The following is a 25,518-nucleotide window of genomic DNA, read 5'->3' as shown; positions in this document are numbered from 1 at the left end:
ATCTTTCCGAAAGTCCTTGACTTGTTTTAGTTTTTCTATTAAGCTCAACATATATTTGAAAGGTTGGCGGTCACTCCTCATTTTACCTGATAGTGATCGCTTTTACTTTTGATATTCTGATGGGAGAATGAAACAGCCCTAAGCTTTTGGGGGGTTCTACCCCCCAAACCCCCCGTTGGGGGCGTGGCGCCGCCCCCAAACCCCCCGCGCATTAGCTTTTCGGTGGGATGCTTACACGCAGCTGCTGATACATTTGTCATCATCTAAGAGTCACTGACAATTGCTGATTGTCGGTATTCCTGCAAATGTGAGATGCACCCTATCTCAACAAGCAATTTAAATGCGCGGGCAGCTTACAACAGCATTTCACCCTATTGAGGAGATTCAAAAATTAGTTCGCTATTATTCAGTTTTTCAACGACTAAATGGCGATAGAGTGTCACTTGCCGAAGGATTTGGTCGGGATTGTTTTTCTTGTTAGAAAACATGATCGTTTTAATCGATTCAAATTCTATTCTTGTGATCACACCATCTTTGATCGCTCGTTCAATTGTAACTCGTAAATATTCTAATTCTTGGCTTTCCTCTGGGGTAATTTCTAGACTGTTAGGACGTTCTATTTTCATTATCGATCGATTGTTCTTATCTGCTAACTGATAACTAGATAATCACGGCTATTTTTTCACACTTTTATGATCGCGCAGAGAGAGTTTCCGTCTGGTTAGAAACGGCCAGATTATTATTTTGGCTGTGATTTTGCGGCAATTGTCCCGAGGCTAAATTCTGCCCCTCTCCCGTAATCAAACGAGCGCCACGACCGCGGGTAAAATAATTCCAACCCCATTGCACCATCACCACTAATTTATTATCAAATTCGATCAGATAGTAAATATGGGCCCAAACCCAGACTAACCAAGCGATGAACCCGGAAAACTTGACAAATCCCAAATCAACCACGGCCGCATTTTGGCCGATAACTGCCAGACTACCTCGATCGATATAATGAAAAGGTTGAATAGTTTGCCCTTTTAGGCGAGAAATTAATAAATTAGCCAGATATTCGCCCTCCTGCATGGCCACGGGAGCAATTCCGGGTAAAGGTTTATCTCCCTGATGGGCAAAATTAGCCAGATCCCCGATCACAAAAATATTGGCATAACCGGCGATACTTAAATCAGGTTCAACGATTACCCGGCCGACGCGATCGAGATTTACCCCAGTTCTTTCGGCCAAAATTCGCCCCATTCTCGATGCTTTTACCCCCGCTGCCCATAAAATTGTCTCGGCAGCGATTTCTGTCGTCTTTTCTCCCTGACGGACGCTGACACAACCTTCAACAATATTGGTAACGATGCTGTTAGTTTGCACTGTCACCCCTAATTTTATGAGAGAAGCGGCAGCTTTAGCGGATAAATCGGGCGCATAGGGAGGTAATACCCGATCCATCCCTTCTAAGAGCAAAATTTTCGCTTCTGTGGGGTTAATCTGGTGAAAATCAGACCTAAGCGCACCGTGGGCAATTTCAGCGATCGCTCCTGCTAATTCTACCCCCGTCGGTCCGCCACCGACAATAACAAAAGTTAATAAAGCTTGCCGCTTTTCGGCATCGATTTCTTTCTCGGCCTTCTCGAAAGCGAGATAGATGCGACGACGCATTTCTACTGCGTCTTCAATGGTTTTTAACCCTGGAGCGTAGGGCTGCCATTGATCATTGCCAAAATAGTGATGACTGACTCCCGTGGCAATGACTAACTGATCGTAGGCGATTGGCGGGTGATCTTCCAAGATCACTTCTCCCTTGACCGGATCTATATCTATGGCATGATCGAGGAGAATATCTGTATTGTCATGACCCCGTAGGATTAAGCGCAAAGGTGAGGAGATATCGGCCGGAGACAGCGCCCCGGTAGCAACTTGATAGAGGAGGGGCTGAAAAAGATGGAAATTTCGCTTATCGATGAGGGTAACATGAACGGGGGCGTTTTTTAGGGCTTTGGCCGTGTATAAACCCGCAAATCCGCCGCCGATGATAACAACTCTTGGCTGTTTTTCAGTCATTGCTTAACAATAATTCATAAATTTTCCCTAGTGTAGTCCGGATTGTCACAATTTAGCGGTGACAAGCGTTACCGAAAACAGCAGTCTTTAACCTAGAAAAAATATAAATCAGCGCTTTTTTGGCCAGCGCGGAAGGCAAAACCAACGAAGTACAGGGACTCTGATCTGCTCGAAAAACTTAAAAAGACCGCTACGCCGTTTTACCTAAGTTTATGACCTGGGTTAACCAGGTGGGAACTTATATTCCGCGTTTCTGTTTCCGAGTACAAGCTCGGTTTACTACCACACGGATTGGTTACTCGCTCCCTTATCACAATCAAGCATAGATCAAAAAACTTGAAAGGCAGTCACCAACGTAGAAGCCCGATTTAGTCCGATCATAGCATTTTTTTTTCTCAGAGGCAAGAGGAGAATTATGAATTATGAATTGGGGTGTGGGGTGTGGGGTGTGGGGTGTGGGGTGTGGGGTGTGGGGAATTATGAATTATGAATTATGAATTGGGGAAGTGGGGTGTGGGGAGGATAAATGAAATGATCTCCTGTCTCCTGTCTCCTGAATACTGACTTCTAACACCCAACACCTGATCTTGTTGGCTCTGTGAAAATCTGGGACTACAATAGAGAAAAGTGACAATTTTTGCCAGAGTGATTACCGAGGACTAATAAAGAATGACGGCTATCCTAGGGAAACCTGCCACGCTTAACACTCCGATTCTGCACCGTCTTGCCAATGGTTTAACGATTATTGCCGAAAGTCAACCGGTAGAAGCGGTTAATCTCAATGTTTGGCTGCAGGTCGGCTCGGCCTTAGAATCGGATCAGATCAATGGCATGGCTCATTTTCTTGAACACATGGTTTTTAAGGGAACCCGTAACTTAGACAGTGGTGAATTTGAACGGGCGATCGAATCGAGGGGAGCGGTGACTAATGCCGCTACTAGCCAAGAATACACCCATTATTACATTACCACTGCCCCGCAGGACTTCGCCCATCTGGCCCCGCTGCAGCTAGAAGTGGTTTTAGAAGCTTTAATCCCCGATGAAGCTTTTGAACGGGAAAGACAGGTTATTTTAGAAGAAATTCGTCGTTCTCAGGATAATCCCCGTCGTCGCACTTTTTATCGCACCATGGAGACCTGTTTTCAAGTTTTACCCTATCGTCGTCCGGTGTTGGGTCCGACGGCAGTGATTGAAAATCTTACTCCTCAACAAATGCGCGATTTTCATCGGACTTGGTATCGTCCCGAATGGATGACGGTGGCGGTGGTGGGTAATTTGCCTGTAGATGATTTAATGGCTATTGTGAGCGATTCTCTAGATAATTTAGGCAGTAAGGGCAATTCTGGGATGATTTCCCATCCGATCGCTAATCTACAGCCCGAAGCTCCCTTTAACGAGATTATCCGTCAAGAATACGAGGATGAAAATTTGCAGCAGGCCCGCTTAATCCTATTTTGGAAAGTGCCGGGGTTGAGAGACTTAGAAAAAACCTATCCTCTCGATGTTTTAGCGGCTATTCTGGGTCAGGGCAAGGTATCGCGATTATTTCAATCTCTGCGCCAAGAAAAGGCCTTAGTTTCCCAAATAACTGCCAGTAATATGTCCCAAGCAGTGCAAGGAGTGTTTTCCATTTCGGCCCAATTAGCCTCGGAAAATATCGAGCAAGTGGAGAGGGAAGTCATAGCACAGATTAGACAAATCCAACAGAAATCTGTGACAGTTTCTGAACTGGAACGAGTTAAAACCCAAGTGGCCAATCGGTTTATTTTTAGCAATGAAAGACCGAGTGATCGAGCTAACCTTTACGGTTATTATCATACTCAGATCGGTGATTTACAACCGGCTTTTTGTTATCCCCAACACATTGAAGCCCTCACTTTAGAGGATATTCAAAATGCCTGTCAAGAGTATTTAAATCCCAACGCTTACGGTGTGGTAGTGGTGAGACCAATTCAGTAATCAGTGAACAGTAATCAGTAATCAGTGAACAGTAATCAGTAAACAGTGAACAGGGATAAAGATGAAAATAAATAAATAAATAACTAAATAACTAATTAACTTACATCTGATAACTAAATAACTAATTAACTTAAAACTTACATCTGATAACTGATAACTGATAACTGATAACTGATAACCTATGTGGACTCAAATTGCTCGACATATTACCCAAACCACGGAAAAACCCTTTGAAATCGAGAAAAGTCGTCCCGTTAGTGGTGGCTGTATCAATCAGGGTTATGCCGTCAGTGGCAATGGTTTAATTTATTTCGTTAAGATTAACCAAGCGAACCAAGAGGCCATGTTTGCTGCCGAAGCTTTAGGATTAAAGCAAATTCACGCTACCAAGACTATCAGGGTTCCAGAGCCAATTTGTTGGGGAATTGCCGATAAATCTAGTTATTTAGTTCTAGAGTGGCTAGAATTCGGCGGTGGCAATAGTCAAAGCTGGGAAAAAATGGGGCAAAATTTAGCCAGTTTACATCAAGTTTCCCTGTCTGATCGCTTTGGTTGGCATTGTAATAATACCATTGGTTCTACTCCCCAGATTAATACTATTAGTAACAGTTGGGCGGATTTTTTCGCTCATCAGCGCATTGGCTATCAATTAAGACTTGCAAAGGAGCGCGGCGGCAATTTTCCCGACGAGGATCAAGTTATTCCCGCTATTAGCGAGATTTTGAGTCAGCATCAACCCCATCCCTCCCTCGTCCACGGTGATTTGTGGTCGGGAAATGCGGCCATTACCGTCGATGGGGAACCAGTAATTTTAGACCCGGCCACCTATTGGGGAGACCGGGAGGTAGATTTAGCCATGACGGAACTTTTTGGCGGTTTTCCGGCGGCTTTTTATCGGGGTTATAACGATGTTTTCCCCCTCGATGCCGGTTATCAAAAGCGCAAAACTCTTTACAATCTCTACCACATTCTCAATCACTTTAATTTATTTGGTGGTGGTTACGCTTCCCAGGCCAATCGGATGTTACAGGAAATTCTTTAAGGGTTTTACTTGTGAATATTTACCGAGGATAAATTATGTCTATTCGAGAAACTACTGTGATTAAAACTCCAGAGACAAAAGTATGGACTGATGCAGAATTTATGGCGTTACCTGACGATGGTAATCGTTACGAATTGGTCAAGGGAGAGTTAATTAATCTGGGTAATTCTGGTGCTTTACACGGTTATATTGCCATTATTTTAAGTGATGCTTTATTCGCTTTAGTAACATCTCGAAAACTAGGGGTATTATTGGACTCCAGCACTGCTTTTACTATGAAAAATGGCAATAAACGTTCTCCCGATATAGCTTTTTTTGCCAAGGAACGTCTGCAAGAATTGGAAGAATTGCCGACGGGTTTTTTAGAAGGTGGGCCCGATTTAGTGGTAGAAATTCTCTCTCCAAGGAATACAGTGGCAGAAATCGAGGACAAAATTGCCGAATATTTTGCCAATGGGACTCGTTTGCTCTGGGTTATCAGTCCAGGTCAACACTATGTCTTAGTTTATCGTTCCGGGTACGAACCGCAGGGATTATTAACATCAGGAGATTTTTTGCAGGGGGAAGATGTGGTTCCGGGGTTCACTTTTCCCGTGGCTGATTTGTTTCAAAAACTATCTTTTTGACTCTTTCTTCTCAACAAATCGGCTAATAAATCGGCACTGTCACTAATAGCTAGATGAGAAGCTTCTTGAGCCATGGCGGCCAATTTTTCGGGGTTAGACCATAAATCGAGGACTAATTCGCTTAAAAACTGAGCAGTTAACTCATTTTGACGATAAAGATAAGCGGCTTGAGCTTCGGCGAAAACTTTGGCATTATAAAACTGATGGTCTTCGGCAGCAAAAGGATAGGGAATTAAAATCGAAGGCGTACAAGTGATCGCTAATTCCGTTAAAGTGCCGGCACCGGAGCGACTGATAGCCAGATTAGCTCTTTGCCATAATCCCGCCATATTGTCGTAAAAAGGCCGGGAAAAATAGTTAGAATGGCGCAGACTATCCGCTTCGGGGTCGTTTTCTCCCGTGAGATGCACGATATAAATGCCTTTTTCTAACCATTGGGGAGCGCTTTGTCGGACAAGTTGATTAAGAGCCACGGCCCCTTGAGAACCACCGGCAACGACAATTAAAAAAGCAGTCTCTGGAATCGGTAAATCTAGGGACTGGGGAATGAGAAACTGCTCGCGTACTGGCGTACTAACCCAAGTGCTGCGAGTGCCGGGTAAATAGCTGGCGGTTCCCTGAAAACCGAGGGCAACCGTATCACACCAGCGACCGAGAACTTTAGTGACTTTGCCCGGTATGTAGTTAGATTCGTGTAGGATGACGGGAATATTGGCTAAACGAGCCGCTAAAATGGTCGGGCCTGCGATATAACCCCCGGTGGTAAAAACTGCCGCTATCTGACGTTTTTTGATTAAACTACGCACTTGCCAAATGGCCCACAGTTGACGAAGCAGAATCTTGAGAGTTTTTAACCCCAAACGGGTTTGAAATCCCTCAATGGGGATGGTGTGCAGGGGATAGGTTTTTGGAACTAAGGACTGTTCGAGACGGTCTGGAACTCCTAACCATTCAATCTCGTAATCCGGCAAGCGCTCGGCCAGGGCCAAGGCGGGAAATAAATGACCACCAGTACCACTAGCGGCAATCAAGAGACGGGTTGGAGTGCGTGCCATAATTCGAGAGAGGGGAAATTCAGCCCTAGAATGAAATAATCTACCATAGTTATTGATCGATCCTTACACAAACTATCACTAATGCGTAACTTGAACACGATCCCCGATAAATTTTTTCGTCAATCCCTCAATTTTTCCCTGTCGTTGCTGTTAGGTTTGGGGTTAACTTTCACCCTTGCCACCGGTCTGCGGGCCGAAAAGCCAGAAACTGCTCCGGCTAATTTAAAAACCCTTATCTCCAAAATCGAAACGGCGGCTAATGAGCGAAATCTCAAGCAATTAATGGAGTTTTATAGTCCGAAATTTACTAACTCCGATGGCTTGACCTACGAAAAAACTAAAAAGGCTTTAACTCATTTTTGGGAACGTTATAACAATCTACAATACACCACAACTCTCGAATCTTGGAGTCGTTCCGGGGACAAGTTAACGGCCAATACAATTACTAAAATTACTGGGACGGGAAAGGTGCAGGGACGAGTGGTGGGAATGAATGCTACGATTCGTTCTCGTCAACAATTTCAAGGTAATAAACTGGTTTATCAGGAAATTTTAAGCGAGAGAGTTGAGTTAAGCACTGGCAAAAATCCCCCCAGTATTCAAGTGAGAATTCCCGAAAGGGTGAAAGTGGGTGAAGAATTTGATTTTGATGTGATTGTCCGCGAACCTTTGGGGGATGATTTATTGGCCGGAGCGGCGATCGATGAGAAAGTAGATATTGAGCGCTATATTAATACAAAGCCTCTAGAATTGGAATTATTACAGTCCGGCGGTTTATTTAAGCGGGTAACGGCCCCAGCAACACCGGAAAATCGCTGGTTATCGGCGATTTTAATCCAAGGAGATGGGATTGTTGTCGTTACTCAACGGGTGAAGGTAGAAAAGTAATTTTTATCTGGGTTTTGCTGAAAAAGCTTGTTGGTGGGGTGTAGGGTGCGGGGTTTTATTCCCCCCGTTCACTCCAATGGCTGGCACTTTCATGCAATTTAATCCTTATTTTTGCCGTTTTTAAACCCTCAAAAATTAATTATGCAAGAGGTTGAATAAATACTCTGATTAAGCATAGAGATGGGAAACATCGCTCGTCCATACTTTAAATTTTGTTAAATTTACTTGACCAAAAGAAGTTGTTAGGGAAGCATCGACGGCATCTAAGCCGCGAGTCATTAAAATTCGCCCGATTCTGGGGGTGTTATGACGAGCATCAAAAGTGTACCATTGATGGTCTAAATAAACTTCAAACCAAGCACTAAAATCCATTGGTAGAGGTTGGGGAGAAATACCGATATCTCCGAGATATCCAGAGGCATAACGGGCAGGAATATTTAGGCAACGGCAAAAAGTCAAAGCTAGATGGTTAAAATCGCGACAAACCCCCGTTCTTTCCCGATAGACATCATAGGCGGTTTTTGTCACCCTCGCGTATTCGTAACCAAAACGAATGTGACTATGAACCCAATCACAAACCGCTTGTACTCTTGCCCAACCGGGGGGAGTTTGTCCGAAAAGTTCCCAGGCAATTTCCGAAAGCAAATCTACTTCACAATAACGGCTACTCATTAGGTAGGGAAAAACTTGGGTTGGTAACTCTGCTAAGGGAATTTCTTGGGCATTCCAATTAACGATGTCGGGTTTCCATTCATTCTCGATAACCGCTTCATTGTGAATGCGAATCTGTCCGTCGGGTAAAATTAGACGACTGGTTCGATTACCGAAGCTATCTAAAAATTCTTCTATTTTTGTTGCTGGTTCCACCTGCAAATTTTCCGATTGTCTAACTTGATTTAAAATTGAGGGGTGTAGATAAAGTTTTAACAACATGACCACGGGTAAGGGTGCATCAAAGCCAAATTCATAACCAACACGGATTAACATTAGGACTCCTATCTAAATGAAATTTTGTCAGGATTTGTCGGGATGAAACGCCAATAATCGCCAGACTGAAAAAAGTTAGGCCCGACTACTTAGTTAAAAGTTTGAGGAGAAAGTAATAGCCAAGCTGAAAACCGATAAGCTTTGTACAGAGTTACTTTTATTATAAACCGCCTCAACTAAAAGCTTTGTAACTTTGAAGACAAGCCATCGGCAGGATTAGCTCTATCGAAAAGAGTCTGGGGTGGATGGTTCCTCTAAGAGACGGATTTCAATGGGGATGTAGGCTAGTTTAGCAAAAATTTTTTGTTGATAACTGACAGGCCACCATTCGTAAAGAAAAATTTCTAAAGGTCGCCAGAGAGCCACCCAACCACTGATTAATAATCCTTCTTCTAAGAAGTGAATAAATGTAGCGCTGCCAAAACGACTAATTAATTCGCTGAGACTCAAACAAACAAAAAGAAAGGAGAGACCAATTAGCAAAGATATGCGTCCCTGTCGCCAAATTGTGCGTAATTTTCTTTGTTCTCCCTGTTGGCGATAGTCAAAATAGTTATGTAAGGCTGAGGGTAACAGATGTCGGGCGGTATTCTGTTCGTTACTGGGAAGATAAAAGACTAATTTAAGGGGGGTATTTAGGGGGAATTCATCCACAGAGTTAATAATATAATTTTCGGCGTTATCGTCTAAATCTCTATCTAAAAATGGCGAAGGATCGAGAGAATTAAAGACTTGCTGTAACTGATTAAGTTTAATTTCAATTAAGTAAGTTCCTTCCTCCTCTCGATAATAGGATTGTAATTTATTTACCAGTCTAGACATTAGTTATTAAGGTTAAGTAAATGGGGTGAACTGACACAACTAAAATCTACTACCAGAAGTTACTTTATCTTGCTCATACAGGCTGAGAATTGAGCTATCTCTGAGAATATTTTAGCTGTATCAGTCCCAGATAATTAATTTAATTTATCGACCAAAACCAGCGTACCAAAAATAGGTAACCATGGGGATTACTGTGGCTAAAACCAGTAAAACTATCACCCAAATCGTGGCGTTTTTATCGTCAGTTTCTTCTGCGGTAGTAAAAGTACTTTCGATATTAATTGTCGCTACTTCCGGCGGTCCGGGATCCGCTTCTCCAGAAAGTACCGCCGTTAGGCGACGACTAGCATCGAGTAAAGCTTGATTATATTTTCCCCCATCTTTGAGGGGAACCGCCATAGTTTCCGAGAGGATACTATCGGCAATAGCTTCGGTTAATAGGGGTTTTGCTTCCTCCCCAACCCGCATAGCAGTTTTATTGGTTAAAGTATCAAGGACGATGATAGTTTGATTAGTCCGATCTTCAGGATTAGGATACCATTCTCTCAGGATATCATCGGCTAAATTGTCAATTTTTTGACCGTAATCCAAGCGCCGGACTACCACCATTCTCACTTCTTGACCGGTTTTTTCGGCGAGGTTTTTCAGATCTTTATTTAATTTTCCTTCGTTAGCGGCACTAATGGCCGAAACGGGATCGACCACATAAGTGGGCGCTCCGGGGCTTAAAATGGGGAGGTCATAGACTCCCATAGCAGCAGCCGGTGACAGGGAAACAGCCAAGGCTATACAGCAGGAGAGAAGGAGAGAAGCTAATAATTTGAGCATATTGATTCGGTAAAATTCCTATAGAACATAATAGGGGAAAAGTTTCCTGTTTTTTGATTAGGGAGACGGGGAGATGGGGAAGTAGGGAAATGGGGTGATGGGGAAATTCAACTAAAACCCTCAAACCCGACAACCCCAACACCCAAACCCTTTTAACTGATAACTGATAACTGATAACTGATTATGAGTGATTTTGAGGAACTAGAGTCTAAAAAACGGGAAAAAGCCCTAGAAATGCAGGCCTATCGCGATAACTTGCTCTCACGGGTGACAAGATTACTAATTTCTCAAGATATCCACTTGGCGATCGATCATACCCTGGAACTGCTCTGTCAATTTACCCAGAGTGCGCGCTGTTACATTATTCAATATTCCACCTGTCGTCAGCAGTGGAGTATGGTTTATGAATACTGTCACCCCGACTATCCGCAGGTTATCCCGATTCGGGAAGAATCACAAAATCTCTCGACGGAAACCTTTCCTTGGTTTTCTGAACAATTATTAAACGGTATTCCAGTTAAACTGAACTCTTTAGACGATTTACCCGCTACTGCTATCCCTGAAAGAACTATTCTCGCTCATAGTCCTACTCCCTGTCTCTTAATCGTTCCCATGTGGGATAGTTATGGGGTAACGGTGGGTTATCTGGGATTAGATGCAAGTGCAGAAAAGCAATGGACAGGGGAAGATGTCACCTTTGTCCGGTTGGTGGGAGAATTAATTGCGATCGCACAAAGTAGATATGAAGCGGAAAAAGGATTAAAAGAGGCTAAAGAAGCGGCAGTTAAGGCAAATAAAGCTAAAAGTGAGTTTCTAGCTAACATGAGCCACGAATTACGCACTCCTCTTAATGCTATCTTGGGTTTTACTCGCTTAATATCCCGGGATAGCAGCCTCAGCAGTGAATATCGCCAATATTTGGAAATTGTCAATCGTAGCGGAGAACATTTATTAGAGTTAATCAACGATATTCTAGAAATGTCGAAGATAGAAGCGGGAAGAACGGTTTTTAATCCCAGTAATTTCGATTTATACGCTCTTTTAGATAATATTGCCGAAATGCTACGTCCACAAGCGCAGGCAAAAGCTTTGAGCTTAATTTTTGAGCGCAGCTCCGCTCTTCCTCAATATATATGTACTGATGAAAGTAAATTGCGACAGGTGTTAATCAATCTCTTGGGTAACGGATTGAAGTTTACCGAGTCGGGAGGGGTGACTCTCCGGGTAAAAGTAGGGGATAAAACAGGAGATTATCAGCGATTGCTCTGGGAAATTGAAGATACAGGCGCAGGAATCGCCCCAGAGGAGATTTATAAGCTATTTCAACCCTTTAACCAAACGGAAACGGGACGAAAATCCCAACAGGGGACGGGATTAGGTTTACCTATCAGTAAAAAATTTGTTGAGTTGATGGGGGGTGCGATCGGAGTTAGTAGTATTCTGGGTCAAGGAAGTGTTTTTAGTTTTGATATTCAGGTGGGTTTGGTGGGGGAAAATGAGATTAAAACCGAAACCAATAGGGCAAAAGTTATCGCTTTAGCCGAAAATCAGCCTAAATATCGCATATTAGTCGTCGATGATCGACCGGAAAGCCGTTTACTGTTGCTGAAACTCCTGACTAGCCTAGGATTATCCGTGCAAGAGGCCGCTAATGGTCAAGAAGCGATCGCAATTTGGCAAGCATGGCAACCTCATCTTATCTGGATGGATATGAGAATGCCAGTGAAGGACGGTTACGAAGCAACCAGGGAAATTCGGCGGTTAGAGGCTGATAATCGCGGAAAAACGGTGATAATTGCCCTAACTGCCAGTGCTTTTGAAGAGGATCGCGCCTTGGTTATTGCCGCTGGTTGTGATGATTTCGTGCGTAAACCTTTCCGAGAGGAAGTTATCTGGCAAAAAATGAGCGAATATCTAGGATTAAAATATATTTATGCCGATAGTGAGCCAAATCAGCCCAATTATTCGCCAGTTTTCCTCGATTCCCTGCAATCCCTATTAAAATTAATCAGTCCCGCCTGGATTGGACAATTGCAACAAGCGGCGCGAGAATGTGATGATGAAAAAATTATCGCCCTAACCGCAGAAATTCCCGCCGATTATGCTATCCTTGCCCAAGGTTTACAACAGTTAGCCAGAGAATTTTCCTTTGATGCGATCGAAACCATAATTAAAGATTTAAACATATCTTAAGAGAGTATTTTATCCATACCTCAAAAACGTGATATTCTAAAGGCATAAATCCCTAAATATCACAATTTTAAAGGATGAAACTGTTAAAAATGCTCATCGGTACTTGGTTAATACTACCGATTTTTTCCGTTCATGCTCAAGTCCCCTCGCTGCCCCCAATTAAGCAAAATTCGCCCAATCTTGGTGATCTACCGAATAATCCCACCCAGCAGAAAAATTGGCTTTGTAACCAAGGAGATCAACGCATTGCCGTGGCTGCTAAAGAAGTGCAAGGTTGGAAAGAATTAATTGAAAAACAAGGTTGGCAATGTGGTGAAGGAAATGCCGATATACCCGCTCAAACTCTCAGCTTTTCCTGTGAACCAGAACAAACCCTCGGCCTCTTGACAGTTTACTGGTTAAATGGTAGTAATGGTCAACAACAATTAAGCCAATGGCGAGAGCAATTAGCAGCACAACAGGGGATGGTTTGTACCATTAATAACGTGCGGTTATTCGATACTCAAGAAAATATACCCAATCCATTACAACCATGATTAAATTAGCAATTTTGCCTCAATCTATTCTCCTGGGTATCAGTTTACTATTAAATAATTCTCTGCCCTTACTTGCCCAATCTACACCCCTGAGCGTCGATAATTTAAGAAATACCGTCTATAACATTCCTAATCGGGGTTCCGTAATTGTCAGTGATGGTATTTTTCAATCTAACGAAGGACCAATTTTAGGAGTGCAAGTCAGCCGAGAAGCTTTGATGGGGGACTATAATAATGATCAAAGGACTGATGGTATTGTCGTGTTAAGAGTGATTACTAGAAATCAACAGCAATTACATTATTTAGCCCTAGTGATCGATAATAACGGTACTGCCACTAACACCGATACTGTCCTGTTAGCCGATCGAGTAATTGTCGATAATCTGAGCGCTAAAGATGGTATGATTACCGTCAACATGAGAAGATTTCTCCCCCGGGATCCTTCCTGTTGTCCGTCGGGAGTCATTACCCAACAATTTGCGATTAATCCTAGTATTAATCAATTGACTTTACTGAGTACCAACGAAAGTCAACCCACCACCCCAAATGTGCAGGTAATACCTGGTTCTCCCCTGAGAATTAATAATAATAATCTCCCCTTTCAACCTCCTGCTGGGGCCATCCAAATCCGCTTTTAACCTTATTTTTGGTGCGTTACGCTGCCCTAACGCACCCTACCTTTTTCCTTAACAAAAAATGACCTACAAATATCCCATCCAACGCTGGTATATTGCCGCGACTAATCCCGAAAAAATCGAGGGGTTAGCGCGAGAAATGGGACTATCATCCTTATTAGCAACTATCTTAATTAATCGCGGTATTGATACCCCCGAATTAGCTAAAACTTATATAGATCCTGAAGCGGATACCTTACCCTCTCCCCTGGGGGAATTTCCCGACTTAGAAAAAAGTGTCAATTTATTAGTAAAAGCGATCGCCAGAGGCGATAAAATTGCTATCTGTGGGGACTACGATGCCGATGGCATGACCAGTACATCTTTACTGTTAAGAGCCTTGAGACATCTCGGCGCTAGGGTAAATCATGCCATACCCAGTCGCATGAAAGAGGGATACGGAATTAATCAGCGCATTGTCGAAGAATTTGCCGAGTCGGGAGTCGGATTGATTCTCACCGTTGATAATGGTATTTCCGCTCACGAACCGATCGCCCTAGCGATAGAATTAGGATTAAAAGTTATTATCACCGATCATCACGATCTGCCGCCAATTTTACCAAATGCCTCCGCTATTCTCAACCCAAAATTATTAACCCCGAACTCTCCCTATCAGGGATTAGCGGGGGTGGGAGTCGCCTATATTTTAGCGGTGACAACTGCCCAAAAAATGGGTAAATTACAGGGATTAACCGAGTCATTATTAGCATTATTTACCCTAGGCACTATAGCAGATTTAGCCCCATTAATCGGGGTAAATCGTCGCTGGTTAAAACGGGGTTTAAGAAAATTACCCAAATCCCAATTAGTCGGCATTCAATCCCTGATGCAAATAGCGGGAATTAGCGAGGAACAAAAGCAATTACAACCGGATGATATTGGGTTTAAATTGGGGCCGAGAATTAATGCCATTGGTAGAATTGGCGATCCCCAGATAGTTATTGAATTATTAACCACCGATGATGCCGGAATTGCCTTAGAAAGAGCGATGCAGTGCGAACAAATTAATCGTACCCGTCAAGAATTGTGCGAAAAAATTGAAGAAGAAGCGATTAAATTAGTGGAAGAAACGCCGATTCTTTGGCAAAAAGATCGAGTTTTAGTTTTAGTCGAAAAAGATTGGCATCATGGGGTAATTGGTATTGTGGCCTCCCGTTTAGTGGAACGCTACGGAGTGCCGGTTTTTATTGGTACTTACGAGGAAGAAGATGCTAGTAAAATTCGCGGTTCTGCCAGAGGAATTGAAGAATTTCACGTTTTTGAAGCCCTGCAATTTTGCCAAGATTTACTAGGAAAATTTGGCGGTCATAAAATGGCGGGGGGTTTTAGTTTACCCACAGCTAATTTACTAGCATTTAAACAAAGATTAAGTCAATTTTCTCACAAAATTTTACAAATAGAACAATTAAAACCTTTAATTAAAGTTGACACTATCCTAGACTTTAAACAAATAAACCTGCAACTTTTTCAACAAATTGATAGTTTGCAACCCTGGGGAATTGGCAATGAATTACCCGTTTTTTGGACTCCTAACGTGCGAATAGTAGAACAGAAAACCATCGGAAAAAATCATTTAAAATTATTGCTGGCTCAAAGGGATGATACCAGAATTCAAGCCCTAGCTTGGCGTTGGGGCGAATATTGTCCTTTACCAACTCGTTTAGATATTGCCTATAAACTCAAAGAAAATACCTGGAATGGCAATACAACCATAGAAATTGAATTAGTGGGAGTACGATTACCCCAAGAAAATGATAATATTAAAAAAGCAATTTTTATGCACGCCGAAAAAATGTATCAATGTAGTTTTTGGGGTGATGTAAACGAGATTCGCATCAAAAATGAACAGGGCGATATTTTAGTCGTGCAGAAAGGGCAGCGCATTGGTTTATTAGGCAAAAATCGGCAACAAGCGAGAGAAGTCAACGTGACTGAACCCCGTTTTTATACTTTAATTAAAGTTGCCATCAAAGCTTTGGCTATCTAAGTAGCTGGTTATAATTAAATTAAAAATCGATTTTAGGTTCGATCCCCCCTGCCCCCCTTAATAAGGTAGGGTTGATTCATGAATCAACCCTACCCTTGATAACGGGGGTGTCTGATAATTTTTAACGCCTACCTACTTAGCAAAACCTCCAAAAAAAGCGCCTTGACGATGAACCAAACCATAGTGATCAAAATCGGTACTTCCAGTTTGACCGATAATGAAACCGGCCAATTATCCCTCTCCACGATCGCCGCTTTAGTGGAAGTCCTCACCCGGTTGCGCGCTGCCGGTCATCGGGTGGTATTAGTATCTTCCGGGGCCGTGGGGGTGGGCTGCCGTCGTCTGGGAATACAGGAAAGACCGAAAAAAATCGCCCTCAAACAAGCGATCGCAGCCGTCGGTCAAGGTCGTCTGATGCGGATCTATGATGACCTCTTTACCAGTCTTGGTCAACCGATCGCCCAAATTTTGCTGACCCGTCCCGAATTGATGGAACGCACCTGTTATGTCAACGCCTATAATACTTTTCAGGCTTTGTTTGAATTAGGGGTAATTGCCATCGTCAACGAAAATGATACGGTGGCGATCGATGAGTTAAAATTCGGCGATAATGACACTTTATCAGCCCTTGTAGCCAGTTTAATCGAGGCTGACTGGTTATTTATCCTCACCGATGTGGATCGCCTCTACAGTGCCGATCCGCGGCTATTTCCCGAAGCAGAGGCCATTGCCCGGGTTACTCCCGCAGAATTAGCGCAACTATCGATCGATGCCGGTAGTAGTGGCAGTCAGTGGGGGACCGGGGGTATGGCGACTAAATTGGCCGCGGCCCGGATTGCCACCAGCGCCGGGGTAGAAATGGCGATTACTAGGGGACGGCAGCCCAGCAATATCTTAAAAATTATGGCAGGAGAGGCGATTGGAACCCGTTTTGAGGCACAAAAACGCAGTGATAACGCCCGCAAACGCTGGATCGCCTACGGACTAATGCCCATGGGTCAAATCTATCTCGATGCTGGGGCGATTCAAGCCATTTGTCAGGGGGGAAAATCCCTCCTCGCGGCCGGAATCACCAAAGTGGAGGGGGAATTTAGCGCCTCGGAATCGGTGCAATTGTGCGATCAAGAAGGCCAGGAATTGGCCCGGGGAATTGTTAATTATAGTAGTGAGGAGATCGATCGAGTTAAAGGTCAACATTCCGAGCGTATTGCCAGTTTATTGGGTTATAGGGCCGCAGAAACCATTATTCATCGGGATAATCTCGTCATTTTGAGCGCTTCGTCCACCACCTCGACTAATAAGGGATAATTCCGCCACCCAGAGCCGGTCCAGCCAATGCCTTAAATGTAAAGAAATGTCTCAAAAAAACAACAAATTGTTAGACAAGCAAGAGAGTTGGACTAGGGATATCCCCCGAAGTTCAACCCTGTGAGATTATAAATGAAGTGAAACTCAAAAATGTCTTTATTGCTGTTGGGAGAAACTTAATAATGCGAGACGCGGTAACTAGCCTGATTAGAAAATACGATGTCACCGGACGTTATCTCGATCGAGATGCGATCGATAATCTTAAACAATATTTTGCCTCGGGAACTGCCCGTCTAGCTGCCGCCGCCCTAATTAACGCTAATTCGGCGGCGCTCGTGCGTGGGGCGGCGATTCGTCTATTTGAAGAAGTTCCCGAATTGATCCGCGCCGGGGGTAATGCCTACACCACCCGTCGTTATTCTGCCTGTCTGCGGGATATGGATTACTATCTCCGCTATGCCAGTTATGCCCTAGTAGCTGCTGATACTAATGTTCTAGATGAGCGGGTACTGCAAGGACTGCGGGAAACCTATAATTCCCTCGGTGTCCCCATCGGTCCGACGGTGCGCGGTATCCAAATCATGAGCGAAATGATTCAAACCATGGCTACTGAGGCGGGTATTGCCGACACCTCTTTGATCGCTGAACCCTTTGATCATCTCACTCGCGAATTAAGCGAAGTGTCTATCTAAATTCAGTTATCAGTTATCGGTTATCAGTTAGGAAAGGCAAGAGGCAAGAGTATTTATTAGTTTGTCTCCTGTCTCCCGTCTCCTGAATTATTAACTCGCCGTCGGCGATCGAGCCATTGTTGTAAAATAATCGCCGCTGCTTCCCGATCGATCGCTCCCTTATCCCAAGAGGAAAACTGTTTTTTGGCTTTTAAGAATTCTTCCGCCTCTAGGGACGTGCAACGCTCATCAATGTATTCCAGGGGCAAATCCAAGGCGATGGCTAGTTTCTGGGCGTATTTTTGCACCTGTTGGGCCTGAAATCCTAACTCTCCCGCCATGGTATAGGGCAGTCCCGCCACCAAAATCTTAATATTTCTTTCCTTGACAATCGCCTCAAACTGTGCTATGTCGGCAACAAAAGAAGAACGGATAATCGTGGTTAAACCAGTGGCGATTAAACCTGTACCGTCACATCCTGCCACTCCTACCCGTTTTTTGCCGATATCCAAGCCCAGGGCAGCGACTCTTTCCATTACACTGGATGCCCCTGATCGGGGGGTTCCGAGGGCGGTTTAACTGGGGGAAGTTCCCCCGGACTGTCGAGGGAGTCCAGGGGGGGATTATTGGGCCATTTTAACCAAGACATCCGACTAGGGATGGGAGTTCGCGGCACCGATTGTAAACCCTGCAGCATTTCTGCCAGGGCGGAATTTTCTGGCTTAGTTTCGCGAATTTTGTGCCATACCGAGCGCGACATCATCAGGGTGTGGGAACTGCGGATCGCTCCCAATTGTTCCAGATATTCCCGTCTTTCGTGCTGATAATCAGCAGATATTAACTCTAGCGAGCGAGGGGGATACTTGCGAGTGATCTGGGCCATCTGGATTAATAACTTAGGATAGAGCCAAGTGTAGGCGGGATGGACAATTAATTTCGCTTGATGGGGTCGCTCATCTTGGTTAGATAGGATTAATTCAAAATAACCGATCGCCGCTTTTCGTTGTGGTTCAAAAACGTAACCGCGACTAATTTGCGGACCGCCGCACCAACTCTGACAGCGACCGAACAAACTATCAACTAAACTGATTTTAAAATCCTGGATATGGCGATCAAATACCTGACGCAGTAGCGGCGGCATAGACACACAATCTAACTGATAAAGTAATTGAGCGTCAGCATTGCTCACGGGCAGTAAATTCGGTAAATCTGCCTCTTGTTTGCTCAATTCCTGTAATAATTGCGGCGGTAAAGACCAATAGGTTAATTCTGCTAAAGGCTGAAAACCGTGTTGCCGGAAAAGCGCCAAACTGTCCTTTTGATTGATATTAACCTCTAACACCCAGGTGCGGGCTTCCCAAACCGTTTCTAGACAATAACGCAGTAATTGCGCCCCGATGCCCTTGGGTTCGCTTAAAGACTCCCCTGGATGCACCCGCACCTGTTCCACCCGCCAAGTGCTGCGACTACTATTAAAAGGGGTGACTTGGATTGCCCCGCGAATTTTCCTTTCTTCTCCCCGATCCGCCGTAGACTCAGCTACATAGACATGAAAACGGTGTTGGAGAGGATTGGGAAAAAGACTGAGAATTTTAAACAACCCAAACCAAGGGCGCACCCGTTGCACCTGCGTGCGGAAATTTTGGGCGCGACGATCAATATCCTCATCGAAGTCATCTAGGGTTAAAGCTTCAATGTCTTCCAAATCCCGATATTGTACGGGACGGATTGGGCGATCGCTAAAATCGTCCCCTTGGGGAACAGGAGAAGTGGTCATGGCTCTGGGGTAAATATCGTCTATGCACCTATCTTACCGTAGAATCTAGAGGCACTTCCCCACCAATAACAATTTCTGAGGGATCATAGGGGACCACCACAGAAAGAACACCTCGATCGGTAGCTGGGGTTTTCTGGCCAAATTTCCGATCATGACAATTCGATGCTACAATAACGGACGGTTAATCAGTCCGAATTTGCAGTAAAAGTCTTTGAGTCAATCTGTAGATACCACTAACACCCTAGACACTCTAGCTCAAGAACTAGCCGCCATTCAGCAGACCGGTTCTAAGCGCGTCGCCTTATTGGGTTCCCGTCACGTTCCCATCACACACCAGCAATTGATCGAAATGATGGCCTATGCCCTCGTGCTGGGGGGCAATCGGATTATGACCTCCGGGGCGACGGGAACCAATTCCGCCGTCATTAAGGGGGCAATGCGGGCAGATCCTAATCTGTTAACCGTGATCTTACCCCAAAGTCTCGATCGCCAGCCCCTGGAATCCCAAGAACAACTCCAGCAGGTTATCCATCTGGTGGAATGTCCCGAAAATGACCATCTATCCCTAGGGGAAGCCAGCAGCCTCTGTAATCGCGAGATTATCAATCGTTGTCAACAGTTAATCTGTTTTGCTTTCCACGACAGTCAAACCCTTTTGCAAACCTGCGCGGAAGCGGAAGATCAACGCAAGCTAGTTACCCTATTTTATTTTGACTAAATTCAGCGATGAATCTCTCCGTCAGTGCCATTCTTCTCTATTCGATAGTGGCCGCCGCTATCTCTGTCTATCTACCTTTTCTGCTGGTGGCTTACGCTAGAGCTAAGGTGGGTTACAATACCTCCGCTCCCCGGGCCATGTTCGACCAACTCCCAGACTACGCTAAACGAGCAACTTGGGCCCATCAAAATGGTTTTGAAACCTTTATGATCTATAGTGCCGCTGCTCTCATGGCCTACGTTACAGGAGTCTCCTCATCCCTGGCCGCTAACTGTGCGATCGCTTTCGTGATCCTCCGGCTTTTATTTTCCCTTTTTTATATCACTAATGTCCCGATCGCTCGTTCCCTGATGTTCGGTCTCGGTTCTCTGTGTACTTATACTCTCTTTGGCTTGAGTTTAATCAAGATTCAGTAGAATTCCCCAAACCCCATGCAGGAGAGTCGAAAAACGCTATAGTTCGGGAGCGGCAAAGAAGTTGCTTAACCCGAACTATAGTTAATTCTATTACTGATAAACCGGTAATTTGGGATTATCCACTGATAACAAACCGGTTAAAAGTGAGGCGGGTTTTTGACTATAGGGCCAGGCAAAAGCATGGCGAAAAGCCGCATCTTGACAAGCTTGTAATTGTCGAAAATCGATCACGTCCAGGGTGAGTAAATTTTCGTACTCGAAGGGCAGCCGGACATTGTGTAAACCAGCATTATCGGTACAGATAGCAATATCAACCCCCGCTTCAAAACAGCGATCGAAGACTATCTTTAATTGCGATAAACTTTCGAGGGTGCCAGTTTTTAAATAGGTGGTGGGACAGACTTCTAAACATTGATGACGACGGGCAACTTCCGGCAGCAATTCTGGATATTGTAGGGGAATTTGAATACCGTGACCAATTCTTTGCAGATAGGGCAGTAATTGGGGATAACAACCGTCCTTTGTTTCGTAAAGATGGCCGGTGGTATTTAAACCCTCTTCCCTGGCATAACTGTATAAACCGGCAAATTCCTCTAGTCGAGTTTGGTAGTGGGAATCACCCCCGGCAATATCGATCGCACAGACGTATTCTCTCATCTCTAGGGCTAGATCAATGATCGCTTTGTTAACTTCGTAGGGAAGTCGCGAGTGCATACAGAGAATTTGACTGGTAATAATCGGATATTCGCTCATTTTCGAGGCTTGACCAACGATTTCGACAATCGATCGCATTTGCTCGATTCGCTCTGTTTGGTTCAAATGTTCGTCGGTGCGATAGTAGGGAGTATAGCGCAATTCTAAATAGGCAAGATTCTCGAAGATGTAAGCGCCGCGAATCAGACGATAGATAAAATAGGGCAAAGTTTGGGCGGTTTGAACACTTTCGACTAGGGTGTGTAATTCCAAATACTCATCTAAACTATTGCGTTTGCGCGTGTAAAATTCCTCAAAAGCGGGATATTCTGGGAATTTATCCGCTAAATCCCGCTCATGTCTGTGAAAGTAGCGCCAGAGAATTCTCGGTACTACCGATCCCCCTAAATGCCGATGCAAATCCGCGTATAAAGCCACAACTCCGCTGCTCCTTAGTCTCTCAAATGTTCCTTAAATATAACGAAGTTTTACAATTGTTTGACAATTGTTCCCAAATAGTATCAGTACCTAGTCGGTGAACAGTGTAGGGTGTGGGGTGTGGGGTGTGGGGTGTAGGGTGTGGGGTGTGGGGTGTGGGGTGTGGGGTGTGGGGTGTGGGGAGTTTTCTCAGTGAACTGATAACTGATCATTAAGCAGTGATCACTGATCACTGCTTAATGATTTGATAACATAGAGGAAAACCTATAGAGGGTGAAGCGGTATGAGTGACTATAAAGATTCTTCTTCCATGCGCTATTTCTTGGCAGGATTAAAACCCTTTGCCCAACCTTTATTTTGGCTGCCGCTAGGAATATTTTCCCTGGCTCTAATTGGTTTCTCGATATATCAACAGAATCCTGAATGGTTGGGTTCGGTATTAGATACCCCAGGAATGTCCTTGGAGGAACGCGAAATCCAGACTAAGCAGATTACCGATGCTCCTCTCCCCAGTCCTGCAACAATGCCGGCCACTCCTGCCAATAATAATACCGCTCCCCCGAACGAACCGGCCTCGCCGCAGCCTTTTAATCCTTTAAATACTAATCCCAATAACAACCAGAAACCCTCTTTATTCGCCCCGTTAATGCCGCAGACTAAGCAAAATCAGGCACCGAAGGCTAGTAAAACTCTGCAACCGATTCAAGTGCAACCGATTAGTGGCAACAATAGCAATTATCCTTTACAAAGGGAAATCGAAAATCGCTCACGGACTACTAACTTGAATAATTCTCCTAATCTCAACCCCGGGGGCAACCCGAATCAAGTCAACCCCCAGGGAAATTATTCCCCTTATCAACAAAATACTCAGCCTCTACCCTCCTGGAATAATGCCAACCCTAACCCGGTCCCCGGCTCTAGCAACCAATCCAACTATTATCAACCCCCCGTATATCAGGCCCCCGTTTACGGCAGTCAACCTAACGTCACTGGTTATCCCAATCAGGGAATGGCACCCAACAATAATGGCATCCCCAATCAAGTTCCTCCTCAAACTACTAACCGAGGTTTCTCCATCCAACAACCGATTGATACTAGGTCTTCTGGTTACTAGAGGGACTTAGATAGGGTTTGCTGAATAAATCTAAAAACCTTGTTGGATAATATTTTTAGACTTTTTTGAAATCAAAAAGTACCAGCGATTGGAGTGATTGGGGGGAAAAGTCAGGGACTTTTTCCCTGAAAATTAGGTAATTGACCGCCTGAAAATGGGTAAAACCCTACACCCCACACCCTACCCCCACCAACAAACTTTTTGCCGCAAACCCTAGATAGGAGCTTGCAGGAAGTCTAATAAAATCGGATTAACTATTTCTGGAGCTTCATCCTGGGGACAGTGGCCTAAACCAGCTAAGGGGATAAACTGTTTTACTGTCGGGAATCTTGCTAATTCTTGGCCCAAGGACAAGGGTTCCCAGGGATCCTCGCTACCCCAAAGCAGAATGGCCGGACAGGGGAGAATCGGCAGCAGGTCTTCTGGGAGTGGGCCGCCAGAATAACCGGTAAAAGCGAGGAAAACCTCGATCGCTCCTGGATCTCGGGCGGGTTTTAGGATTATTTCTACTAATTCCTCTGTTACCGCTTCCGAGCGCCGATAAGCTTGCAGGAGAATTTTACGCACTGTCTGGGGTTTAGCGATCTGTTGGAAGAAAAAAGCCCCAATTGCTTTATTTTTGAGAATTATTTGGGCAATATCCGCGCCTAAACGACGATACCAGGGTAATTCCTCCCGTTTTCTTTCGTGCAGTAGTCTGAGGGAACAATTAATCGCCGCTACCCCAAGGACAAAATCGGGATAATCGACGGCAGCCTGCATAATGGCGACGCAACCGATGGAATTACCCGCCAAAAAAGCAGGCCCCCCCACCACTTCCCGACAAAAATCGGCAATTTGCGCCCCCCAAGTCTCGAAAGTGTAATCGATCTCCTTTTGCGGTTCGGGTTTGTCGGAACCGCCAAAACCAATTAAATCTAGGGCAAAACAGCGACATTTTTCGCCTAAAACGGGGATATTTTTGCGCCAATGTCCCCAAGATGCCCCAAATCCATGCACAAGCACGATCGCCGGTCCCGTCTCCCCCGCACTTTGATAGGTGATTTTGAATCCCCGCCAATGCCAAATTTTTGCTTGTGTCTCTAATCCTAGAATTTGTTGCATATTTTTGTTTATCTGTAAAGTATTTGTTGCTTTTCTTAATATATACTGTCAGGTTAACTGGCGGCTTAACTGGTCGTCTGGGGATGATGCCAAATACCGTCATAGTTCATCTCAAATGAACCCAACAATCGCCAATTATGATGAACCCTAGAAAGAAGTATTAAGTCACCTAGAAAACGGGTTTCTTGAAGAAACCCGTTTTCTGTGGGGTTTTTTGCGGAAAGTATCCCCCTCTTTTCGTAGTTCCCCCTCCCCTCGTAGTTTAAGGGGGTGAGGTCATAACAATCCGTTGCCAAAACAGACTTTTCAGAATATAATAGAGAAGAGTAGTCATTCATCGATCAGATTCGTTAAGATGATATTACATGACTAATAATATTGACCATGACCGCTTATTTAAGGAGTTAATCTCCACCTTTTTTATCGAATTTATCGAGTTATTTTTTCCTCAATTGATGGATTATTTAGATAGAAACTCGATTACTTTTTTAGACAAAGAAGTATTTACAGATGTCACGGAAGGAGAAAAGCATGAAAGCGATTTAGTCGCACAGGTTAAGTTTCGAGGAAAAGAATCTTTTTTTCTGATTCATGTAGAGGCGCAGGAAAGTTCCCGAAAGTGGTTTAACCGGCGAATGTTTACTTATTTTGCTCGCTTTCATGAGAAATTTGTCTTACCGATTTATCCGATTGTAATTTTTTCTTATTCAAAGCCAAAAAGAGCAGCGATTAGTCAATATGTAGTCGATTTTCCCGATTTTAAGGTATTAGAATTTAATTATCAAGTAGTGCAGTTAAATCGATTAAATTGGCGAGATTTTCTCAATCAACCGAATCCAGTTGCTTCAGCTTTGATGGCTAAGATGAACATTGCCGAGAAAGAGCGAGCCAAGGTAAAAGCGGAATGTCTGCGCTTGTTAATTACTTTAAGGTTAAATCCTGCGAAAATGCAATTAATTTCTGGATTTATCGATACTTATCTCAATCTAAATCCTGCCGAAGAGATACAATTTCAACAAGAGATTAGCACATTTAGTCAACCCGTACAGGAGGGAGTTATGCAAATTACTACCAGTTGGATGCGTCAAGGTATTGAACAAGGTATTGAACAAGGTATCGAACAAGGTATCAAACGCGGTATCGAACAAGGTATTGAACAAGGTATTGAACAAGGTATCAAACGCGGTATCGAGCTAGGTATCGAACAAGGTATCGGACAAGGTATCGGACAAGGTATCGAGCTAGGTATCGGACAAGGTATCGAACGCGAAAAGACATTTATTCTTCGTCAACTTAAACGCAAGTTAGGGGAGATTAATTTTTCCTTAGAAACTAAAATTATGGAGTTAAGTATTGATGATGTTGAAGTATTAGGAGAAGCTTTATTCGATTTCTCTACGGTTGAAGATTTAATCAATTGGTTAAATACTTTAACTGCCTAGCTTTGACGTTAGCGAGCGTCTTGAGAAAACGGGTTTCTCCGAGAAACCCGTTTTCTGATGGCTTGAGGTTTAACCGCACCGAATTTAATTTGATTTTCTCTGATTCATGAATAAACCTGATGAAAAAAAAAAAAAAAAATAAGCATACTTTATATTCTATTGACAGTAGAAAAAAACGCTCT

General features: G+C 44.0%; 24 protein-coding genes and 1 other RNA gene. 14 read left to right on the top strand and 11 right to left on the bottom strand.

The genetic code is table 11. From position 1 onward, the window contains the following. Positions 1-371 precede the first annotated feature (371 nt). The 3 genes from IM450_RS17065 to ssrS all read right to left on the bottom strand — a co-directional run bounded on the left by IM450_RS17065 (position 372) and on the right by ssrS (position 2,426). Entirely contained in the window at positions 372-626 is a 255-nt protein-coding gene (locus IM450_RS17065) for a hypothetical protein (RefSeq protein ID WP_046661268.1), read from the bottom strand. 64 nt (positions 627-690) lie between these two features. Further along, on the bottom strand, positions 691-2,058 hold the full coding sequence (locus tag IM450_RS17060) for an NAD(P)/FAD-dependent oxidoreductase (protein WP_287671159.1): 1,368 nt from the start codon (positions 2,056-2,058) through the stop codon (positions 691-693). Between the two features lie 180 nt (positions 2,059-2,238). Continuing rightward, positions 2,239-2,426, bottom strand: a non-coding RNA gene (ssrS, locus tag IM450_RS17055) — 6S RNA. A 301-nt stretch (positions 2,427-2,727) separates the two neighbouring features. On the opposite strand from ssrS, the gene IM450_RS17050 reads away from it, so the two are divergent. From IM450_RS17050 to IM450_RS17040, 3 genes are all read left to right on the top strand, one after another. Beyond that, on the top strand, positions 2,728-4,017 hold the full coding sequence (locus IM450_RS17050; RefSeq protein WP_287671157.1) for a M16 family metallopeptidase: 1,290 nt from the start codon (positions 2,728-2,730) through the stop codon (positions 4,015-4,017). Between the two features lie 181 nt (positions 4,018-4,198). After that, the gene (locus IM450_RS17045; protein WP_287671155.1) at positions 4,199-5,059 is read left to right on the top strand and encodes a fructosamine kinase family protein; all 861 of its coding nucleotides are present in this window, start codon (positions 4,199-4,201) and stop codon (positions 5,057-5,059) included. Between the two features lie 35 nt (positions 5,060-5,094). Then, positions 5,095-5,685 (top strand): Uma2 family endonuclease, encoded by a 591-nt coding sequence (locus tag IM450_RS17040; RefSeq protein WP_287671153.1) that lies wholly within the window; start codon positions 5,095-5,097, stop codon positions 5,683-5,685. Here IM450_RS17040 and murG read toward each other — a convergent pair. Further along, on the bottom strand, positions 5,667-6,740 hold the full coding sequence (murG, locus tag IM450_RS17035) for an undecaprenyldiphospho-muramoylpentapeptide beta-N-acetylglucosaminyltransferase (RefSeq protein WP_287671151.1): 1,074 nt from the start codon (positions 6,738-6,740) through the stop codon (positions 5,667-5,669). The genes IM450_RS17040 and murG overlap by 19 nt on opposite strands. 81 nt (positions 6,741-6,821) lie before the next feature. On the opposite strand from murG, the gene IM450_RS17030 reads away from it, so the two are divergent. Beyond that, complete coding sequence (locus tag IM450_RS17030; RefSeq protein WP_287671149.1) at positions 6,822-7,628, top strand: nuclear transport factor 2 family protein; 807 nt, start codon at positions 6,822-6,824, stop codon at positions 7,626-7,628. A gap of 168 nt (positions 7,629-7,796) precedes the next feature. Here the strand turns inward: IM450_RS17030 and IM450_RS17025 are convergent, their stop codons facing one another. The 3 genes from IM450_RS17025 to psb32 all read right to left on the bottom strand — a co-directional run bounded on the left by IM450_RS17025 (position 7,797) and on the right by psb32 (position 10,265). Continuing rightward, complete coding sequence (locus tag IM450_RS17025; protein WP_287671147.1) at positions 7,797-8,615, bottom strand: transglutaminase-like domain-containing protein; 819 nt, start codon at positions 8,613-8,615, stop codon at positions 7,797-7,799. Positions 8,616-8,837: 222 nt separating this feature from the next. Further along, a complete protein-coding gene (locus IM450_RS17020; protein WP_002802784.1) occupies positions 8,838-9,437 on the bottom strand; it encodes a hypothetical protein in 600 nt (199 codons plus the stop codon). A gap of 144 nt (positions 9,438-9,581) precedes the next feature. Next, positions 9,582-10,265 (bottom strand): photosystem II repair protein Psb32, encoded by a 684-nt coding sequence (gene psb32 / locus IM450_RS17015; RefSeq protein ID WP_002802782.1) that lies wholly within the window; start codon positions 10,263-10,265, stop codon positions 9,582-9,584. 183 nt (positions 10,266-10,448) lie between these two features. On the opposite strand from psb32, the gene IM450_RS17010 reads away from it, so the two are divergent. The 6 genes from IM450_RS17010 (at position 10,449) to apcB (ending at position 17,655) form a co-directional block, all read left to right on the top strand. Then, positions 10,449-12,458, top strand: coding sequence for a GAF domain-containing hybrid sensor histidine kinase/response regulator (locus tag IM450_RS17010; protein ID WP_287671144.1), 2,010 nt, complete (start codon positions 10,449-10,451; stop codon positions 12,456-12,458). Between the two features lie 74 nt (positions 12,459-12,532). Continuing rightward, complete coding sequence (locus IM450_RS17005) at positions 12,533-12,994, top strand: hypothetical protein (protein ID WP_287671142.1); 462 nt, start codon at positions 12,533-12,535, stop codon at positions 12,992-12,994. Further along, entirely contained in the window at positions 12,991-13,632 is a 642-nt protein-coding gene (locus IM450_RS17000; RefSeq protein ID WP_046661011.1) for a hypothetical protein, read from the top strand. Before IM450_RS17005 ends, IM450_RS17000 begins: the two co-directional genes overlap by 4 nt. A 58-nt stretch (positions 13,633-13,690) precedes the next feature. Further along, positions 13,691-15,655, top strand: a complete 1,965-nt coding sequence (recJ, locus tag IM450_RS16995; protein ID WP_287671139.1) for a single-stranded-DNA-specific exonuclease RecJ — start codon at positions 13,691-13,693, stop codon at positions 15,653-15,655. 168 nt (positions 15,656-15,823) lie between these two features. Beyond that, a complete protein-coding gene (gene proB, locus IM450_RS16990) occupies positions 15,824-16,963 on the top strand; it encodes a glutamate 5-kinase (protein WP_287671137.1) in 1,140 nt (379 codons plus the stop codon). Positions 16,964-17,061: 98 nt separating this feature from the next. Then, complete coding sequence (apcB, locus tag IM450_RS16985; protein WP_198285509.1) at positions 17,062-17,655, top strand: allophycocyanin subunit beta; 594 nt, start codon at positions 17,062-17,064, stop codon at positions 17,653-17,655. Positions 17,656-17,711: 56 nt separating this feature from the next. Here apcB and ruvX read toward each other — a convergent pair whose 3' ends face one another. Together ruvX and IM450_RS16975 are read right to left on the bottom strand one after the other, a co-directional pair. Further along, the gene (gene ruvX, locus IM450_RS16980) at positions 17,712-18,170 is read right to left on the bottom strand and encodes a Holliday junction resolvase RuvX (protein WP_002802764.1); all 459 of its coding nucleotides are present in this window, start codon (positions 18,168-18,170) and stop codon (positions 17,712-17,714) included. Beyond that, a complete protein-coding gene (locus tag IM450_RS16975; protein ID WP_002802762.1) occupies positions 18,170-19,411 on the bottom strand; it encodes a GNAT family N-acetyltransferase in 1,242 nt (413 codons plus the stop codon). Before IM450_RS16975 ends, ruvX begins: the two co-directional genes overlap by 1 nt. 211 nt (positions 19,412-19,622) lie before the next feature. On the opposite strand from IM450_RS16975, the gene IM450_RS16970 reads away from it, so the two are divergent. Both IM450_RS16970 and IM450_RS16965 read left to right on the top strand, forming a co-directional pair. Next, complete coding sequence (locus IM450_RS16970) at positions 19,623-20,129, top strand: hypothetical protein (protein ID WP_002802760.1); 507 nt, start codon at positions 19,623-19,625, stop codon at positions 20,127-20,129. 8 nt (positions 20,130-20,137) lie between these two features. Next, the gene (locus tag IM450_RS16965) at positions 20,138-20,545 is read left to right on the top strand and encodes an MAPEG family protein (protein WP_002802758.1); all 408 of its coding nucleotides are present in this window, start codon (positions 20,138-20,140) and stop codon (positions 20,543-20,545) included. 90 nt (positions 20,546-20,635) lie between these two features. Here IM450_RS16965 and IM450_RS16960 read toward each other — a convergent pair whose 3' ends face one another. After that, positions 20,636-21,676, bottom strand: coding sequence for an adenosine deaminase (locus tag IM450_RS16960; protein WP_287671132.1), 1,041 nt, complete (start codon positions 21,674-21,676; stop codon positions 20,636-20,638). A 283-nt stretch (positions 21,677-21,959) separates the two neighbouring features. Between IM450_RS16960 and IM450_RS16955 the strand changes: the two genes are divergently transcribed. After that, on the top strand, positions 21,960-22,790 hold the full coding sequence (locus IM450_RS16955) for a hypothetical protein (protein WP_287671130.1): 831 nt from the start codon (positions 21,960-21,962) through the stop codon (positions 22,788-22,790). A gap of 213 nt (positions 22,791-23,003) precedes the next feature. Here IM450_RS16955 and IM450_RS16950 read toward each other — a convergent pair whose 3' ends face one another. After that, complete coding sequence (locus tag IM450_RS16950) at positions 23,004-23,894, bottom strand: alpha/beta fold hydrolase (RefSeq protein ID WP_287671128.1); 891 nt, start codon at positions 23,892-23,894, stop codon at positions 23,004-23,006. A gap of 365 nt (positions 23,895-24,259) precedes the next feature. Between IM450_RS16950 and IM450_RS16945 the strand changes: the two genes are divergently transcribed. Then, positions 24,260-25,336 (top strand): DUF4351 domain-containing protein, encoded by a 1,077-nt coding sequence (locus tag IM450_RS16945; RefSeq protein WP_287688664.1) that lies wholly within the window; start codon positions 24,260-24,262, stop codon positions 25,334-25,336. The last annotated feature ends 182 nt before the right edge of the window (positions 25,337-25,518 follow it).

The sequence above is a fragment of the Microcystis sp. M083S1 genome, from assembly GCF_020246405.1.
Taxonomy (GTDB): domain Bacteria; phylum Cyanobacteriota; class Cyanobacteriia; order Cyanobacteriales; family Microcystaceae; genus Microcystis; species Microcystis aeruginosa_C.
The sequence above is the reverse complement of the archived record's forward strand: the minus strand, read 5'-3'. Positions and strand labels throughout refer to the sequence as shown.

What these genes read in the sequence shown, in the direction of transcription:
- IM450_RS17065 (WP_046661268.1), bottom strand. Translation starts at nt 626, where the DNA reads ATGAAAATAGAACGTCCTAACAGTCTAGAAATTACCCCAGAGGAAAGC.
- IM450_RS17060 (WP_287671159.1), bottom strand. Translation starts at nt 2,058, where the DNA reads ATGACTGAAAAACAGCCAAGAGTTGTTATCATCGGCGGCGGATTTGCG.
- IM450_RS17050 (WP_287671157.1), top strand. Translation starts at nt 2,728, where the DNA reads ATGACGGCTATCCTAGGGAAACCTGCCACGCTTAACACTCCGATTCTG.
- IM450_RS17045 (WP_287671155.1), top strand. Translation starts at nt 4,199, where the DNA reads ATGTGGACTCAAATTGCTCGACATATTACCCAAACCACGGAAAAACCC.
- IM450_RS17040 (WP_287671153.1), top strand. Translation starts at nt 5,095, where the DNA reads ATGTCTATTCGAGAAACTACTGTGATTAAAACTCCAGAGACAAAAGTA.
- murG (WP_287671151.1), bottom strand. Translation starts at nt 6,740, where the DNA reads ATGGCACGCACTCCAACCCGTCTCTTGATTGCCGCTAGTGGTACTGGT.
- IM450_RS17030 (WP_287671149.1), top strand. Translation starts at nt 6,822, where the DNA reads ATGCGTAACTTGAACACGATCCCCGATAAATTTTTTCGTCAATCCCTC.
- IM450_RS17025 (WP_287671147.1), bottom strand. Translation starts at nt 8,615, where the DNA reads ATGTTAATCCGTGTTGGTTATGAATTTGGCTTTGATGCACCCTTACCC.
- IM450_RS17020 (WP_002802784.1), bottom strand. Translation starts at nt 9,437, where the DNA reads ATGTCTAGACTGGTAAATAAATTACAATCCTATTATCGAGAGGAGGAA.
- psb32 (WP_002802782.1), bottom strand. Translation starts at nt 10,265, where the DNA reads ATGCTCAAATTATTAGCTTCTCTCCTTCTCTCCTGCTGTATAGCCTTG.
- IM450_RS17010 (WP_287671144.1), top strand. Translation starts at nt 10,449, where the DNA reads ATGAGTGATTTTGAGGAACTAGAGTCTAAAAAACGGGAAAAAGCCCTA.
- IM450_RS17005 (WP_287671142.1), top strand. Translation starts at nt 12,533, where the DNA reads ATGAAACTGTTAAAAATGCTCATCGGTACTTGGTTAATACTACCGATT.
- IM450_RS17000 (WP_046661011.1), top strand. Translation starts at nt 12,991, where the DNA reads ATGATTAAATTAGCAATTTTGCCTCAATCTATTCTCCTGGGTATCAGT.
- recJ (WP_287671139.1), top strand. Translation starts at nt 13,691, where the DNA reads ATGACCTACAAATATCCCATCCAACGCTGGTATATTGCCGCGACTAAT.
- proB (WP_287671137.1), top strand. Translation starts at nt 15,824, where the DNA reads ATGAACCAAACCATAGTGATCAAAATCGGTACTTCCAGTTTGACCGAT.
- ruvX (WP_002802764.1), bottom strand. Translation starts at nt 18,170, where the DNA reads ATGGAAAGAGTCGCTGCCCTGGGCTTGGATATCGGCAAAAAACGGGTA.
- IM450_RS16975 (WP_002802762.1), bottom strand. Translation starts at nt 19,411, where the DNA reads ATGACCACTTCTCCTGTTCCCCAAGGGGACGATTTTAGCGATCGCCCA.
- IM450_RS16965 (WP_002802758.1), top strand. Translation starts at nt 20,138, where the DNA reads ATGAATCTCTCCGTCAGTGCCATTCTTCTCTATTCGATAGTGGCCGCC.
- IM450_RS16955 (WP_287671130.1), top strand. Translation starts at nt 21,960, where the DNA reads ATGAGTGACTATAAAGATTCTTCTTCCATGCGCTATTTCTTGGCAGGA.
- IM450_RS16950 (WP_287671128.1), bottom strand. Translation starts at nt 23,894, where the DNA reads ATGCAACAAATTCTAGGATTAGAGACACAAGCAAAAATTTGGCATTGG.
- IM450_RS16945 (WP_287688664.1), top strand. Translation starts at nt 24,260, where the DNA reads ATGACTAATAATATTGACCATGACCGCTTATTTAAGGAGTTAATCTCC.